General features: G+C 57.0%; 14 protein-coding genes. 4 read left to right on the top strand and 10 right to left on the bottom strand.

The genetic code is table 11. From position 1 onward, the window contains the following. Positions 1-58 precede the first annotated feature (58 nt). Positions 59-388 (top strand): LapA family protein, encoded by a 330-nt coding sequence (locus tag BCV73_RS03610; RefSeq protein ID WP_076170249.1) that lies wholly within the window; start codon positions 59-61, stop codon positions 386-388. Between the two features lie 37 nt (positions 389-425). Beyond that, positions 426-1,463, top strand: a complete 1,038-nt coding sequence (locus tag BCV73_RS03605) for a M42 family metallopeptidase (protein ID WP_076170250.1) — start codon at positions 426-428, stop codon at positions 1,461-1,463. 195 nt (positions 1,464-1,658) lie between these two features. On the opposite strand, the gene BCV73_RS03600 is transcribed toward BCV73_RS03605, so the two are convergent. The 9 genes from BCV73_RS03600 to hemE all read right to left on the bottom strand — a co-directional run bounded on the left by BCV73_RS03600 (position 1,659) and on the right by hemE (position 12,382). Next, entirely contained in the window at positions 1,659-3,677 is a 2,019-nt protein-coding gene (locus BCV73_RS03600) for a M56 family metallopeptidase (protein WP_089546051.1), read from the bottom strand. Between the two features lie 2 nt (positions 3,678-3,679). Further along, positions 3,680-4,069 (bottom strand): BlaI/MecI/CopY family transcriptional regulator, encoded by a 390-nt coding sequence (locus tag BCV73_RS03595; protein ID WP_089546049.1) that lies wholly within the window; start codon positions 4,067-4,069, stop codon positions 3,680-3,682. A gap of 196 nt (positions 4,070-4,265) precedes the next feature. Continuing rightward, positions 4,266-6,209 carry an ABC-F family ATP-binding cassette domain-containing protein gene (locus BCV73_RS03590; RefSeq protein WP_089546047.1) on the bottom strand — a complete coding sequence of 648 codons (1,944 nt, stop codon included), beginning with the start codon at positions 6,207-6,209 and terminating at the stop codon, positions 4,266-4,268. Between the two features lie 203 nt (positions 6,210-6,412). Next, a complete protein-coding gene (locus tag BCV73_RS03585; RefSeq protein ID WP_089546046.1) occupies positions 6,413-7,222 on the bottom strand; it encodes a DUF92 domain-containing protein in 810 nt (269 codons plus the stop codon). 6 nt (positions 7,223-7,228) lie between these two features. Next, positions 7,229-7,852, bottom strand: a complete 624-nt coding sequence (locus BCV73_RS03580; protein WP_076170255.1) for a fumarylacetoacetate hydrolase family protein — start codon at positions 7,850-7,852, stop codon at positions 7,229-7,231. Between the two features lie 82 nt (positions 7,853-7,934). Further along, a complete protein-coding gene (locus BCV73_RS03575) occupies positions 7,935-8,663 on the bottom strand; it encodes a glycerophosphodiester phosphodiesterase (protein WP_089546045.1) in 729 nt (242 codons plus the stop codon). Positions 8,664-8,692: 29 nt separating this feature from the next. After that, positions 8,693-10,183 carry a CapA family protein gene (locus BCV73_RS03570; RefSeq protein WP_089546043.1) on the bottom strand — a complete coding sequence of 497 codons (1,491 nt, stop codon included), beginning with the start codon at positions 10,181-10,183 and terminating at the stop codon, positions 8,693-8,695. A 153-nt stretch (positions 10,184-10,336) separates the two neighbouring features. Then, positions 10,337-11,287: a ferrochelatase gene (gene hemH, locus BCV73_RS03565; RefSeq protein ID WP_076170258.1), complete on the bottom strand. Its 951-nt coding sequence runs from the start codon at positions 11,285-11,287 to the stop codon at positions 10,337-10,339. 54 nt (positions 11,288-11,341) lie between these two features. After that, entirely contained in the window at positions 11,342-12,382 is a 1,041-nt protein-coding gene (hemE, locus tag BCV73_RS03560) for a uroporphyrinogen decarboxylase (protein WP_089546041.1), read from the bottom strand. A gap of 201 nt (positions 12,383-12,583) precedes the next feature. Here hemE and BCV73_RS03555 point away from each other — a divergent pair, with 201 nt between their 5' ends. Continuing rightward, positions 12,584-13,795, top strand: coding sequence for an MFS transporter (locus BCV73_RS03555; protein WP_089546039.1), 1,212 nt, complete (start codon positions 12,584-12,586; stop codon positions 13,793-13,795). 446 nt (positions 13,796-14,241) lie between these two features. Beyond that, positions 14,242-15,504: an asparaginase gene (locus BCV73_RS03550; protein WP_089546038.1), complete on the top strand. Its 1,263-nt coding sequence runs from the start codon at positions 14,242-14,244 to the stop codon at positions 15,502-15,504. A gap of 98 nt (positions 15,505-15,602) precedes the next feature. On the opposite strand, the gene BCV73_RS03545 is transcribed toward BCV73_RS03550, so the two are convergent. Then, a complete protein-coding gene (locus BCV73_RS03545) occupies positions 15,603-16,229 on the bottom strand; it encodes an O-methyltransferase (RefSeq protein ID WP_076170262.1) in 627 nt (208 codons plus the stop codon). Positions 16,230-16,332: the final 103 nt, after the last annotated feature.

The raw sequence follows: 16,332 nt of genomic DNA, 5'->3' as shown, positions 1-16,332 counted from the left end.
CCTTGCCCGCGGGGGCGGGGGATTTTTCTACTGTCTGCCGGAGAGGGTGTTTTCAAAAGTGAAAATGCAGTGGTCACTCATATTCGGGCTTCTGTTTGCGCTGCTCACCGCGATTTTTGCCGTGATCAACGTCGATCCCGTGAAGGTCAACTTTATGTTTGCCGAGGTGAACATTCCGCTGATTCTGCTCATTCTCGGATGTACGCTGATCGGCGGGATCATCGTCGGATCCTACGGAATTTTCAGGCAGTACAAACTTCAGAAAACAGTCAAACATCTGTCGGCCCAACTGGCTCAGGTCCAGGCCGAAACGGGGTATACTTTCCCCGATCCTGCCGCGAACAAGGCGGGCTCTGAGGAAGATGCCGGCGGCTTGAAGCCGTCGTAAATGAGGAATGCAATTCTAACGGAGGAGAACCGTGAATATGTCGATACAACCCAATGAACAATACGTTTTAACCTTTTTGAAAAAACTGCTCGACACACCGAGCCCCACAGGATTTACGGGACACATTATGAAATTCATCGAGGAGGAAGCGGCTAGCCTGGGCATTCCGCTGACCCGGAATCATAAAGGCGGGGCGATTCTGGAGGTGCAGGGTGAGAATACTTCCCGGACGGTTGCACTGAGCGCCCACGTGGATACCCTCGGGGCGATGGTCCGAGCGGTCAAGCCTTCAGGCACGCTGCGGCTGACGTCCGTCGGCGGCTTCATGATGCACAGCATCGAGAACGAATACTGCGTCATCCACACGCGCAGCGGCAAAACCTATACTGGCACGATCCTCAGCACCCATCCGTCGGTGCATGTCTACAGCGACGCACGCGATTTCAAACGCCAGGAGGACCATATGGAGGTCCGCATCGACGAGCTGGTGGAATCCAAGGAAGACGTGCTGAAGCTGGGCATCGGGGTCGGCGACTTCGTCTCCTTCGATGCGAGAGCGACGATTACGGACAGCGGTTATATCAAGTCCCGTCATATCGACGACAAAGCCAGCGTCGCGGCGCTGTTCGGCCTGCTGGAGTCGATGAAACGGGAAAACTGGAAACCGTCCACCAATGTCAAGCTGCTGATCTCCAATTACGAGGAAGTCGGACACGGCACCGCCTATATTCCTTCGGACATTGATGAGATGATCGCCGTGGATATGGGCTGCATCGGCGACGACCTCAGCTGCAAGGAGACCGACGTCTCGATCTGTGCGAAGGATTCTTCCGGTCCGTACGACTATGAGATGACAAGCCGGCTCATCGAGCTGGCCAAAGCCGAAGGCATTCCTTATGCCGTGGACGTGTATCCGCACTACGGCTCGGACGCTTCCGCCGCCCTGTCCGGCGGGAATAACATTCGTGCCGCGCTGATCGGGCCGGGCGTTCACGCTTCCCACGCGATGGAGCGCACCCATAAACAGGCGGTGCTGAATACGGTCAAGCTGCTTGCGGCTTATATCCGCGGGTAACGCCCTAGCAACGCCACAGCCATTTTCATCAGCCATATGCCGGGCTCACGCCCGTCAAAGCCAAACCGGCTGTCCACTCGGACAGCCGGTTTGTTCTGTATGGTGCTGAATCACGATATCAGCAGCGTTTATACATTGATTTCGCACACGCACACTATGCGAAATCTCGATCCGCACGCCAGGCTCACGCCTGTATCAGCGTCCTCCGCCAGAAGGTACGGCTGCCTGTACGGGGCCGGATTCCGAGACCGGGCTATTGCCGGGTGCTGCCTGCTCGGAAGGCGCCGAAGCGTTTCCTGCTATCTCAACCGGGACAGCAGCAGCTTGAACACTGGCCCGCGCTTGCGTGGAGATTGGTGCCGTCTCGGCCTGCGCCCGTACCGAAGCGGCGTTTTCGCTTGCGCCGGATTGCGCAGTCGCATCGCCGCCCATGGTGGAGCGGGCCGCTTTCGGCGAATAGACCGAAATGTGATCCAGGCGCTTGGTGGCATGCGGCCCGACGAATTTCAGCTCATAATCGCCTTCTTTATAGGTAAGCACATCATCCGATCCGCTTGTCTTGACGGAGCTTGGTTTGCCTAAGGTATCCTCGATTTCCTGGAAGCTGATTTTGCTTAGATCGGTGCTCTCATCCGTACCCGATCCGAAATAACGGATGTCGTACACCACTTCACCCTGCCCGATGCCAAAAGCGTAGCTGCCCCGTCCCGCTCCCGGCGAGTAGGAATCATAGGCGTAACGGTCGGTCGGCTGCCATGGCCGGTCCGGCTCACCCCATGCGGTATGCACGTCCTCAATCGTTGTTTTGCCGGATACAAAGTCAGCACCCTTTACTCTGCCCTTCTTGGCTAAAGTGGCGATATCCTTGATCTGCTGCTGGTGTCCGCTTGTTGCACTGCCGGTCCCGGATGTGCCTGGGCCGCCACCCGCAGAACCGGTGCTGTCACCTGTAGTGGAGCCTGTGCCTGCGCCATTGCCGGCATTGTCAGATCCGGAATCCGTCTGGCCGCCCGACTCATTCTGGCCATCCCCGTTGTGGGTCTGCCCATTCGATCCGTTCCCGTCATCCGAGGGAGTCGTGCCCGAATCCGTATTGGTGCTTCCAGTCGGCGGAGACGCCTGATCCTGTGTGGATTTTCCGTCGGTCAGGGCACATCCGCCCAAGGCGAGCACAAGCACCAAACCGATCACCGTCCAGCGGATCGAAGCCGGTTTAAACGTTTTAATCATGAGTATCCTCCTTCTCAGCTGCCTGCGTGAAGCAGATAGTCTTGCGGTTCCCGGAACATAGGCATCCGTCCGGTATTGTTCCAAAAGCGTCAGAATCGTATGCCCATACTGGGTGATTTGGTTCGGATCCATCCGTCTCAATGCCAGCGCATCGGCGGACAGTTCCTGATCCTCCCGCATCCGGTAGAACCCGTACCACAGCAGCGGATTATACCAATGAAAGGCGAGGAGGATCTGCGCAACCCAATTCAGTAAAATATCCCATCTTTTCGCATGCGCCAATTCGTGCAAAAAAATATGCTTTTGCTGTGCCTCGTCAAGCTCCGCAACGCCCAGCGGCATGATCATCCGCGCACGCAGCACCCCAAACAGCGTGGGCGAGGAAACGGCGGGCGATATCTGCAGCCCGATGCTTCGCCTCACGCCCATGCTGGCTTTAGCCTCTTCAAGCATTTGAACCATTCCCGGGTCTGCCGCTTGGGCATGTCTGCCGAGCAGCCGTGCGTAACGGATATTCGAGATGGCAAGCCGGATCAGCAGAAGAGCTGCCCCTGTCAGCCAGACCGTCATCAGGATCGATCGGACGGATAACCGACTTTCCTTTTGCGTCGGAACTAAAGTACCGGAGGATTCATGGCCTTCCGAGAGTTCGCCAGGGAATAAATCGGCCTCGTCCCCCACCTTCACTGGTGGCTGTGCTTTGCCGGAAGAAGGGGGTTCCGGCGCCTGCTGCCCAAACAAGGCGTTTCCCTGCCCTGCCATGGAAAAAAGGTTCCCCATGCTGAATGAACTTTCAGGCCCGGCCGGGATGATCAATCGCAGAATTAACAGCAGCCACAAGGCGTAATGCCACTCGGGCTTCAGCCATCTGCCGAACACCCGCTTCATCAGCAAAATGAGGACCACCATCATACCGGCCAGTAGCGTCGTATGGATCATCCAGTCAAACAAATCGTTCAGCAGAGGGTTCAGGTTTCCCGGCATGCTTACCCCCTCCCTTCCGGTCTGCTCGTCTCATCCAGCAGTTTGCGCAGCTCGGCGATCTCCTCCTGCGACAGCTTCTCCTCTTTGAGAAAATTCACGAGCAACGGTTTGAAGGATCCGCTGTAAATGCGCTGCAAAAAGCTTTTCGTCTCCGCCCGCTGGCATTCTTCCTCCGAGACAAGCGGGAAGTATCGGTATGGGCGGCTGTCCGGATCGAATGAAGCGGCTTCCTTCGCGACGAGACGGTTCAACAGCGTTCTGACCGTCTTCGGGCTCCAGTCCATGCGGCCGGCCAGAACGTCAATGACCTCACCAGCCGTCAGCGGGGAGCTGGCCCACAGCACTTTCATGACCTCCCATTCGGCCTCGGAAATGACGGGAAGTGATTTCACAGTTTACTCTCCTTTCTAGTGATCACATTTGTAATCATCATATACATCCAATATTACACATGTAATCCAAGATGTCAATCCGTTCTTTGCCCGGAAAAATGTCATTTGCTGAAAATGAACAGAAAAAGGGCGTTCCCGTAAACTTTTATGGGAACGCCCTAATATACTAACCTTCAGCTCCTTGAGCCGCTTCAATCTAAGCCTTGCTCTGTTCAATTTTCTCCGCCAGCTCGTTCAGATACGTCCAGCGGTCCATCAAATGCTCCAGCTCCTGCTCGGCTTCCTGCTGCGCCTGCAGCAGCTCCTGCAGTCTCGCCGAGTCGCTGAACGCGGCTTCCATCTCCTTCTGTATGCCCTCCAGCTTCTGCTCACAGGCTTCGATCAGGCCGTCGATCTGCTCGTATTCGCGCTGCTCTTTATAGCTGAATTTCAGCTTTTCCCGCGGCGCTTCTTTCGCCTGAGCCGAAGGCTGGGCCGCCTCCTGGGAGGCGCCGGCCTTCTTCGGACCGTCCGCAGGGGAGCCGCCTGCGGCAGACGGCGCATTTTTGCTTATCCATTCCGCATATTCCGTGTAAGCCCCCACATGGACGCGAATTGCCCCTTCGCCTTCGAAAGCCATAATCTTCTCTACGGTGCGGTCAAGAAAGAAGCGGTCATGAGACACCACAAAGACTACGCCCGGAAAATCGTCCAAATAATCTTCCAGCACGGACAGCGTTTGAATGTCGAGATCGTTCGTCGGCTCGTCGAGCAGAAGGACGTTCGGGGCTGACATCAGCACCCGGAGCAAATACAGGCGGCGCTTCTCTCCGCCGGACAGCTTGGAGATCGGTGTCCACTGCATAGCCGGCGGGAACAAAAAGCGTTCGAGCATTTGGGAAGCAGTGATCTGGCTGCCGTCATCGGTCCGGATCACTTCCGCTCCTTCCTTGATGTACTCGATCACCCGCATATTGCCGTCCATCTCCTGATGCTCCTGGGTGAAGTATCCCAGCTTGACCGTCGGTCCAACCACGATTTCGCCCTCATCGGGCTCCAGCCGCCCGACAATCAGGTTCAGCAGCGTCGATTTGCCGCTTCCGTTCGGGCCGACGATACCGACGCGGTCGCCGGGCACGGCAATATAGCTCAGATCGCGGATCAGCGTCCGGTCACCGGCTTTTTTGGCCAAATGCTCGATCTCGAGGATTTTCCGGCCCAGCCGGGTCGAAAGCGCGGCCATGTCCACATTCCCGGCACGCTGCGGCCCCTTCTGATCCTTCAGCGCCTCAAAGCGTTCGATGCGCGCCTTCTGCTTCGTCGATCTTGCCTTGGCCCCGCGCCGGATCCAGGCGAGCTCCGTCCGCAGCAGGTTCTGGCGCTTCTGTTCGGAAGCCGCCTCCCGCTCTTCCCGCTGGGCCTTCAGCTCCAGAAAGGCCGAGTAATTGGCCTCATAGCGGTACAGTCTGCCCTGGTCCAGCTCCAGCATGACATTCGCAACACGGTCCAGGAAATACCGGTCGTGCGTAATCATCAGCAGCGCGCCGCGGCGCTTCTGGAGGTACTGCTCCAGCCAGGCGACCGAGTCGTTGTCGATATGGTTGGTCGGCTCGTCCAGAATGAGCAGCTCGCACGGCTGGATCAAGGCGGACGCCAGCGCGACACGCTTCCGCTGGCCGCCGGACAGCGTCCCCATCAGGGCATCGAAGCTTGAAATGCCCAGCTTGGACAGGATGGTCTTGGCTTCGCTCTCAAGCTGCCACGCCTGAAGGGCGTCCATTTCCTGATTCAGCTTAAGAAGCTTCTGCTGCAGCGATTCGTCCGAAGGATTCAGCTCGACCCGTTCCATCGTCTCCGTATAGTCACGGACGATCTTCATCTGCGGGTCCTGGCCCTGGAACACCTGCTGAAGCACCGTCATGCCCGGGTCAAAATCGGGATTTTGCGCCAGATAACGGACCCGGACGCTGTTGCCGATGGAAATCTGGCCTTCGTCCGGAGGCTCAAGTCCGGCGATGACCCGCAAAAAGGTGGATTTGCCGGTGCCGTTGACACCGATGATCCCGATTTTATCCTGATCCGCCATCCCGAAGGACGCGTCCTCAAACAATACCTTCTCTCCGTAGCTTTTGGAGATATGTTCAACTGTCATTATGTTCATAGCTAATTCCCCTACTCATCCAGCGATTTTCTGCTTCCTTATATATTAACACAAAAACCGCCCAAAGGCTGGGCGGCATGTATGCTGTGCTTCTGTCAGATGTTGAGAGCGGGTTGTCCAGGATGAACTGCGCTTACCCCAAACGCGGGGTAAACGGAGAGCGGGGCTGCCTTGAACGCTTTAAGCCCTTAAACTCCCGAAAATCATGGGAAAAGCAGCAGCGCGGCCGCGAGGGCCGCTCCCCCTCCGATGAAGGAAGAGACGATATTGACGGCGTCGTTGTTCATGAACCGCCATCCGCCCATACGGCGGGTCGGGCTTCCGCAGTGCGTCATGACCTCGACCTCTTTGCCGCACACCGGGCACTGGTACATAATCTGCACGGATGCGCCAAGGATGGAATCGGCGAAAGCCCCGGCCAATCCGCCGACTATGCCCAGCACCAAGTCCAAGGCCAGCGAATGGGTGGCCGGCCCGGACAGCCGTTCAAACAGCCAGGCGAAGAGGCCGATCAGCGCTCCTCCTCCCGCGGCGGCGGTGCTGCCGAGCAGCGACACCCCTCCCGACGTGCCGGGAGGGAGCACGCGCCCGTTCAGGACCGAACGGGGCGGCTTGCGGCTGAGGCTGCCGAGCTCCGTAGCCCAGGTATCGGCTGTTACGGCCGCCATGACGCCGATGAAGGCGAACACCCAGCCCTCGTGCGGCCAGAAGGCATTCAGCACGCACAGCAGCATGCCGGCGCCCCCGTTGGCCAGCACTTGTCCGGCGTCCCGGTTGCCCGTTTTGGCGTAGGATTTTTCCAGCTCAGCCTTCCGGCTTGCCTTCACCTTCGACAGCGCCGAGGAGCTGATAAAAAAGACGAGCAGGGTGCCGAACCACAGCAGATTCCCCGCTCCGAAATAAATCGTTCCCATAACAAAGGCGCAGATCGCTCCCGATATGGTGAGCGACCGCTTCCAGTACGCAGCCCCGGCAACAACGAGCGCGCACAGCGCCCCGATGATCCACATCATGGCGGTTTAGCCGATGCGGCAGCTTCCCAGCTGCTCTTCGCCCCAGCCTAGAGCGAACGTATCGCCTTCGGATGCCGGGCCGACGCCAGCCGGCGTACCGGTAAAAATCACGTCGCCTTCGCCCAGTCCGTAACGCGCGCCGATATAATCCACGATTTCCTGGAGGGAGAAAATCATATCCCGCGCATTGCCGCGCTGCACTTCCTCATTATTTTTCAAGACGGTAAAATCCTTCTCCGTCACGCTGCCGGTTCCCGGAAAAGGAATGAAGCCTGTAATGGGAGCGGAATTTTTAAACCCTTTGGCCGCTGTCCACGGGTGGCCCTTCTTTTTGATGACCGACTGCACGTCCCTCAGCGTAAAATCGATGCCAAGCGCCATTTGGTCCACCAGATCATCCACCACGGCTCCAGGCTCATAATCACGCGCGATGCGGATGACGATTTCGCCTTCATAATGAACCTCCCCCTGATCCTTCGGGAGGGCGAGAACGGCGTCGTCAAGCGGAACGACCGCATGGGACGGCTTCATAAAGATCATCGGCTCGGTCGGAACCTCGTTGCCGAGCTCGGCGGCATGCAGTTTGTAATTTCGGCCAACACAGTATACGTTACGAATCATCTCGATCATCCTTTGCTAAGATGGATTGGGTGTTGCATCGAGCAAGGCTACAATGGTTGCCGAGTTCGAACATAGCCGTTTCCGGCAGGGTTCAGCCGGGAAAGGTATTCCGCCAAACGTCCGGCCGGTTGGTACAGATCAATATTTCGGGCGACATTGCTGCGATCCTTTTCATGCCTCTGGCGTCATCGATCGTCCAGGCCATGACCTTAATGCCTTCGGAGATCAGCAGCGACGCGAGGCCCGAATCGAGATTAGGGTGACCGATCGACAGGAACGAGCACTGCAGCGCCTTGAGGCGCGATGGCAGATCCTTCGGCCTTCCGTCAAGGATCAGCCCCGTCTTGAACGCCGGGTTGATCTCCTTGACCCGCTGCAGCGCACCGGTGTCAAACGAAGTGATCACCACGTCCTGCTCCATATGATAGCGCGATACACGTTCGAGCACCGCCTGCTCCAGTCCCGGGTACATATTGCCGGATGTTTTCAGCTCGATGTTCAAACGGACCCTGCCGCAGCTTAGGCGCAGCACTTCGTCCAGCGAGGGAATGCGTTCTCCTTGAAAAGCGCGCCCTTTCCAGCTCCCGGCGTCCAGCCGCTGCAGCTGCTGCCACGTATGGGCCTTGACCTTGCCGCTCCCGCTGGTCGTCCGGTCCAGGCTGAAATCGTGAATAACGACGGGAATGCCGTCGGCGGTCAGCTGCGTGTCGATTTCCATCCACTGGACGTAAGGCTCCGCCATCGCCATCCGAAAAGCCGCCATCGTGTTTTCCGGCGCCTTGCCGGAAAATCCCCGATGGGCCACACACAGGTTGTTCATTCCCTCTCCCTCGCTCTCCTGAGTTATGGTCAACGTGCCGAGCCGGACGTTACGGTTCCGTCGCCGGATACCCGAACGCCCCCAATGGACAGCTGCTGCACTTCCTGCAGCAGCTTCTTCCCTTCTTCGGCGTTCATCGGAACCGGCTGTCCCAGCTCCGTCTTGTACGGGATCAGCTTCATGCCGCATCCGCCCTTCGGACCGCATGACGCCTCAAATACCGCGGTCTTCCAGGTCGCCGGAACGGTTGATTTGGTGAAAATGAAGTTTCCTGTGCTGTAAGCAATCCATTTGCCCTTGTACTGCTCCAGCCCCTGCAGCACATGCGGATGCGCTCCGATGATCAGATCGGCTCCCGCATCAATAAAGGCGTGGGCCAGCGCCTTCTGGTTGGCATCCGGCGTGCTCTGCCGCTCGATGCCCCAGTGCGCCATGACGATGACCAGATCGGCGTTGTTGCGGGCTTCGGCAATGGATTTTAGCACCTCGGGAGCCTGCCCGTAAGCACTGGCCACACCGGGTTTATTGGTACCCGCGGCCCAGCTTGATTCCGGGTACACGCGGCTGGCACCGACCAGCGCCACCTTCATGCCTTTGATAGAGAAGTATTCCGGCGCGTAGGCACGGGCTGCGTTCTTCCCTGCACCGACATACTTAATGCCGCTGGCACCCAGGTGAGTGATCGTATCCAGCAGCCCTTCCTCCCCCTGGTCGAGGATGTGGTTGTTGGCGAGCGTGACGGCGTCCATGCCTGCGGCTCGCAGCGCATTGAGCGCCTTAGGGGATGATTTAAACACAAACGTTTTGTTTTTGGCCCCGACGCCGCGGGTGGTGACCGGTGTCTCCAGATTTCCCAGCGTCAGGTCGTCCTTCTTGAACAAATCCCCCAAATATGTAAAGGGGTATGAATAGCCCTTGCTTTCAAGCAGCGTTTCCACTTTGCCTGAAAAAATCATGTCGCCCACAAAATGAATGCGAATCGTTTGGCCGGATGGCGCATCCGACGTCCCCCCGGAAGCCGTTTTCTCCGGGATTTGATCCTGCTGCGGCTTGGCTTTGCCGGAATCGGGATCCTTTCCCGTCTCCTGCTTTCCTTCTTGGGCGGCCTGCTCCTTCCCGCTTCCAGCAGGCTGGTCCTGCTGCACGCCGGCAGCCTCCTGATCCGGCGGAGTTCCTGCTTGATCCGGCGGAGTTCCCGCTTGATCCAGCGGAGGCGGGTCCGCAGCTTCCTCAGCCGCTTGTTCCGAAGATGTCTCCTGGCCGGAACCCCCCGCCTCTTCTCCGCTTCCCGGCACCGTTCCTTTCGGGTCAGCAGGCGGCTGCTCTGCGGTCTGCTGTGCAGGCTTGTGGGACTCCTGCGCAGAGCCGCCCGTATGCGCCTTTTGCGTCAACAAATAATATCCAATAAGTAGTGCAATGACGGCAAGCAGGCAGAGATTCACGTATCCCCACTTCCGCCCCTGCCTTTTTCGCCTGGCTTTTTTTCCAGCCTGGTGTTTCTGTGATCTTGGCGGGTACATGATTCACCCCTCATAGCGATTTTTCTAAAAATGATCCGGCCCTCCCCTGAAAGCCCACTCCATTATATCAGGTTCCCGGGAACAAATAGAACCCCCGGTCCGTGACACGGGGGTTCATCATCGTATATAGAGATGCAGCCGTATTCGAGAGTTTTACTCCGCCTGGGCCATTTCCCACTGCCCGATCACCGCGTCGGACAGCGTCTGCATATAGAGCGGATCGCTGTTCAGAGAATCGATGCGCATCAGGCGCAGATCCAGCTCCTTCGCTACCTGCTGGGCTTCGATGTCCAGATCGTACAGCACTTCGAGATGGTCGGACACGAAACCGATCGGAGCGACCAGCACGTCCTCGACTTCCTCTTTGCTCAAGTTGCGGAGCGTGTCCAGAATGTCCGGTCCGAGCCATGGCTCGGCGGTACGGCCCGCACTCTGCCAGGCAAACTGCCAGGAAGTGACATCGGCCTTTTCCGCCACCGCGCGGGATGTTTCCAAAAGCTGCTCCGGATACGGATCACCCAGCTCCAAAATTTTCTCAGGCAGGCTGTGCGCACTGAAGAGGACGCGCACTTTGCTGCGGTCCGCACCGGCTTCCTCGAACAAAGCCAGCTTTTCGTTCACACGGCGGGTAAAAGCCTCGATCAGCTGCGGATGCATATGGTAGCTCTGCACAAAGGTCATCTCAACCCCGACCTCGTCAGCTTTCGCTTTGGCCCGCTTCATATAGCTTCCGACGCTCATAGTCGAGTAGTGCGGCGCCAGTACGATCCCGACCGCTTTGCTGATACCGTCTTTGGCCATCGCCTCCACGCCGTCCTCGATGAACGGGGAAGCATGCTTCAAGCCTTGATAGCAGACGAATTCCACCTCGGGGTGGCGGCTGTCCCGGTTCAGGGTCTCCTGCAGGCTCGCCACCTGCCGGTTGGTGTTCTCACGAAGCGGGAATACGCCGCCCACGATCGCCTCATAACGGTCGGCCAGCTCTTTGAGCTGCTCCGGCGAAGGGGCATGCCCTCTGCGGATATGCGTGTAATACGCCTCAATGCCTTCCATGCTCTCCGGTGTGCCATAGGACATCACCAGTACGCCTACTTTATTTTTCACGAAACGCTCACCTCTTCTATATATATATCGGTTCTTCTATGAAGAAACAGTCTCCTAGCGGAGAAGGGTTGCCGAATATTCATGAATATATTCCGTCAATTCCTTCAGCTTATCCAATGAAGCTTCGGGGAACAAGCCGTGGCCAAGGTTGAAAATATACCCCGGCTCCTGAACGCCTTGATCGATAATCTCTTTGGCGTACCGCTTGATGACGTCCATCGGCGCCGTCAGCACATAAGGATCCAGATTGCCCTGAACGGCGAATTTCCCGCCGGTCCGCTTCCGTCCCTCGGCAATCGATACTCTCCAGTCGAGCCCGATCACGTTCGCCTGCAGCTCCTTCAGCGTCGGCAGCAGCTCGCCTGAGCTAACGCCAGGGAAATAGATTTTCGGTACATGTAAATCTGAAAGTTCGGCAAAGATACGGGTAATGGTAGGTAGTACGAATTTCTCGAAATCCTGCGGCGCCAGCGCCCCCACCCAGCTGTCAAACAGCTGGAACGCCTTGCCGCCGTTCTTGATATGCGCACGCACATAGGTTATGACCATGTCGCCCAGTTTGTTCATCAGCTGATGCCAAACTTCGGGCTGGCTGTACATCATCGTCTTGGTGAGAATATAGCTTTTCGAAGGACGTCCTTCGATCAGATAGCTGGCAATCGTAAACGGAGCTCCGGCAAATGTAATCAGCGGAACGTCCAGCTCTTTGTCCAGGATGCGGATCGTCTCTATGATGTGGCTGAGATCCTTGTCTACGTCGATCGGACGCAGGCGCTCTACGTCGGCCGCGGTCCGGATCGGATTGCCGATCACAGGCCCGACATTTTTCACGATATCAAAATCGACTCCCAGGGATGCGACCGGATTCATGATATCCGAATACAGAATGGCCGCATCCACACCAAGCTTGCGCACGGGCATCATCGTTATTTCGGCAGCGAGCTCGGGTTGACGGCAAATTTCCAGGAGCGAATATTTCTCTTTAATCTTGCGGTATTCCGGATCATAGCGACCCGCCTGTCTCATATACCAAACAGGAACATGGCTCACTTCCTGCTTGTAGCTGGCGCGGATCAACGTATCGTTATAGGTCACGAACAGGCCTCCATATCTATAAAATTCTCTGCTTTCTATTATGCCCTTTTTAAAAGTAAGTAACAACCGCCGCGCCCTGACATCTGATGACAATCGTATGACATCTTTAACATAAGACATTTAGAAATTGTGCTATACTGGTAAAACTGTGTTTTTTTCAATCATTCATTTCAGTCAACTTAGAAAGGAAGTGAAAGCACATTGAAACCGTGGAAGGTCAACCTCATTGTGCTTTGGTTCGGCCAATTTCTGGTCAACTCCGGGATGACGATGATCACGCCGTTCCTGTCCCTGTATCTGGCTAAAGATCTGGGGGTGCAGGGCGAGCATGAAATCGGCCTCTGGGCGGGCTTTATTTTTGCGGCCAACTTCATGACCTCATTTATTTTTCAGCCATTATGGGGCAAGCTGTCGGACCGGTACGGCCGGAAAATCATGCTGCTGCGCTCCGGCTTCGGGATGGCCATCGTCATCGTGCTGATGGGTTTTGCCCGGAATCCGTGGGAGCTGCTGCTGCTGCGCCTGCTGAACGGCACGATCTCCGGCTTCAACCCGGCATCCATCTCGCTCGTATCGAGCACGACCCCGAAGGAACGGATGGGCTTTGCAATGGGGATCATGCAGTCGGGCTCGGTGGCCGGAACGATTCTCGGACCGCTGATCGGCGGCGGCTTGGCCGACCTGATCGGCTTCCGTCCGATCTTTTACATTATCGGCATGCTCATCTTCGCCGCTTCCCTGCTGGCGCTGTTCCTGGTCAAGGAAAACTTCAACCGGGAAAAGGCCGCCCGTGCGCCGCAGGTGTCGGTGCTTGAAGGCTTTAAGGAGCTGGCCCGTATCCCGCAGCTTCCCGCGCTGTTTGCGGTAACGTTTCTGCTGCAATTTGCGATGATGAGCCCCATGTCGCTCCTGCCGCTGTACGTGGAGAAGCTGCACCGCTCCTCGGTTGACATCGCCTTCTGGGCAGGCGTGGTCAGCGCCGTGACGGGATTGTCCAATATGATCACCTCCCCGATCCTTGGGCGCTTCAGCGACAAGGTCGGCGCCTACCGCATTCTGACCTACGCTCTGATCGGCGCAGGACTGTGCCTGATCCCGCAGGCGTTCGTGCAGAGCGTATGGCAGCTGATCGTCGTCCGCTTCCTGATGGGCATCTTCATGGGCGGCCTGCTGCCCAGCGTCAATGCCCTCATCCGCTCTTACACGCCTGGAGGCATGGAAAGCCGGGCATTCGGCTTCAACACAAGCACGCTCGCACTCGGCAATATGCTGGGCGCGCTCGTCGGCGGATTCCTGTCGGGATTTATCGGCATCGAAGGACTGTTCATCATTTCCGGCAGCCTGCTGCTGCTGAATATGGTCTGGGTGCGGCTGAAGCTGTACAAGCGCAGCAACACGCCGCAGTACCGCTAAACAGCCGCCGTTGGCGGTAAAGGGACGGCCGCAGAGTCACATTAGTGACCCTGCGGCCGTCTTTTTTTCTTGCCGTATGACCGCAAGGAACAAGTTTTCATCGAAAAATGTTCTGATGGAAAGTAACCTCCCGTGACAAATGACAAACTCACCGATATGTATTCCGTTTCCCTAACTATAATCCCAAATTTAATATACGTAATATATTCTAACATGAAATAAGATCCACAGGACTGTTTCCCCTCCATTCACATTGTAAATCAACCCCTGATTATTTTATAAATTATATCAAATCACCAACAAAAAGGGCTATTATCTAGCATTTTCTTCGATAATAAACGCTTACACGCTGATCCTTTTAATTTGTCATATAACCTAACACCATATATGATCATCTTAGATTTCATTACATAACCATTACATGCAAATGAGGAGCTGATCGATTGATGGAGAAAAGAAAATTCGGCAAGTGGTCCCTGATTCATGCATCTGCGCTGACGGCACTGTCCCTCTTCGCCGCACCCGCAGGCAGCGTTTTCGCCGACGCGGCAGCGGTAACAAGCAGCTCGGTGACAGCGGCGGCAACCGCAACGACAAGTCCCGCTGTAACGACAACCGCACCTGCAACCACAACGACAACCGGTACAACGGCCCCGGTTCGCAACACGGCCATCCCGCCGATCACCGATGCCGACAAGGCCTCCAAGCTGCCTAACGTGCTGGTGATCGCCACAGGCGGCACCATCGCCGGGCAGTCCGTCGACCAGACCAGCTTCCAAAATTACAAGGCGGGCAGCATTCCTATCGCGCAAATGGTGAGCGAGCTCCCGGACAAGCAAAAAATCGCCGACGTCGAAACACTCCAATTCGGCAACTCGGGCTCCTCCGCCTATTCGATGGCCGATCTGTACGACCTGTCCAAGGCCGTGGACGAAGCGCTCAAATCCTACGACGGCGTCGTCGTCACTTCCGGCACCGACACGATGGAGGAAATCGCCTACTTCCTGGATCTGACCGTTCAAAGCGATAAGCCGGTCGTCATTACGGGATCCATGCGGCCGTGGACGGTCGTCGGCTCCGACGCCAAAGCGAACCTCTATAACGCCATCAAGCTGTCGGCAAGCGGCCGGACCGCCTCGTTCGGCACCGTCCTCATGCTGAATGACACGATCAACCTCGCCCGCGGGGTCACGAAAACGAACGATTACCGCGTCGACACTTTCGAGACGCCGATGCTCGGGGCCGTCGGATATATCGATGAAACGACGATCCGCATCTACCGTGCACCGGAGCGGGCCCTCCTTGGGCCGGGCAAAGGCAAGCCGGTCTTCGACCTCGCCAAAATCAAAAAGTCCGATCTGGCAAAAACCGAAATCGCCTATTCCTATCAAGACGCGGGCGGCGAAGCCATCGAAGGGTTTACCGCTGCCGGAGCCAAAGGCATCGTTACCGCAGGCACCGGAGCCGGAGGCATTTCATCCGCGATGAGCAAGGCGCGCAGCAAGGCGGTCGAGCAGGGTGTGGTCTTCGTCACCACGACCCGGACCGGTTCCGGCAGCGTCTACGGCGGCGGAAAGGGCATCATTTCCGGGGACAACTTGAGTCCCCAGCAGGCCCGCATCCTCCTGATGCTCTGCTTGTCCTTCAGCAGCGACTTTGAAACGGTCAAGTCGTGGTTCACGACCTACGGGGTCACGGAAATCGACTAAGCTGTCATTCAGGAAATCATTGCACTCATCATCTTTATTTCATTCCAAAAAAAAGCCCGATCCTGGACTGCATCCGGATCGGGCTTTCGTTTGCTGTTTTACTTGACCATGGCCACCGCCAGCCCGTCATAAGCCGGGAGAATGGTTCCGATCAGCCGGTCGTCGGTTGCCATCGCTTCGTTGAAGCGGCGGATCGCCTGCACCGAAGGGCCGTTTTTGTCGGGGTTGAGGGTCCGCCCCCGCAGAAAGGTGTTGTCGCCCGCGATCAGCGCGCCCGGATTGGCCAGTTCGATCGCGTACTCCAGGTAATTCGGATAGTTCTCCTTATCCGCATCGATAAAAAAGAAGTCGAACCTCTGCCCCTCCGCCTTCAGCTGTGCCAGGCTGTCCAGCGCCGGTCCGACCCGGTATTCCACCTGGCCGCCGAACCCGGCTTCGGTCACATTGGCCCGCGCAACGTCCGCGAATTCCTGCTTCAGTTCGAGCGAGGTAAGCGTTCCTTCCGGTGCAAGCCCCCGGGCGAGACAAATGCCGCTGTATCCGCCCAGCGCCCCGATCTCCAGGACACGGGCCGCTCCCGTCGCCTTGACCAGCAGCGTCAGCAGCCGTCCGTAGCCCGGCGCGATGGCGATTTCGGGCATGCCTTTCTCGGCGGTCACCTGCTTGACCCGATTCAGGACCTCGTCATTTTCGATAAAATGGTCTGCATATTGTTCTGGATTCACTTTCCTACTTCCCCTTTTTCCTACCGGACCCGGCAATTTTTACGTAACGAACACAAATGTTTGTGATTGACTTTACATTATCCTATAATGTGAGGATGAACAA

It is taken from the genome of Paenibacillus sp. SSG-1 (genome assembly GCF_002224835.1).
Classification (GTDB): domain Bacteria; phylum Bacillota; class Bacilli; order Paenibacillales; family Paenibacillaceae; genus Paenibacillus_AQ; species Paenibacillus_AQ favisporus.
The sequence above is the reverse complement of the archived record's forward strand: the minus strand, read 5'-3'. Positions and strand labels throughout refer to the sequence as shown.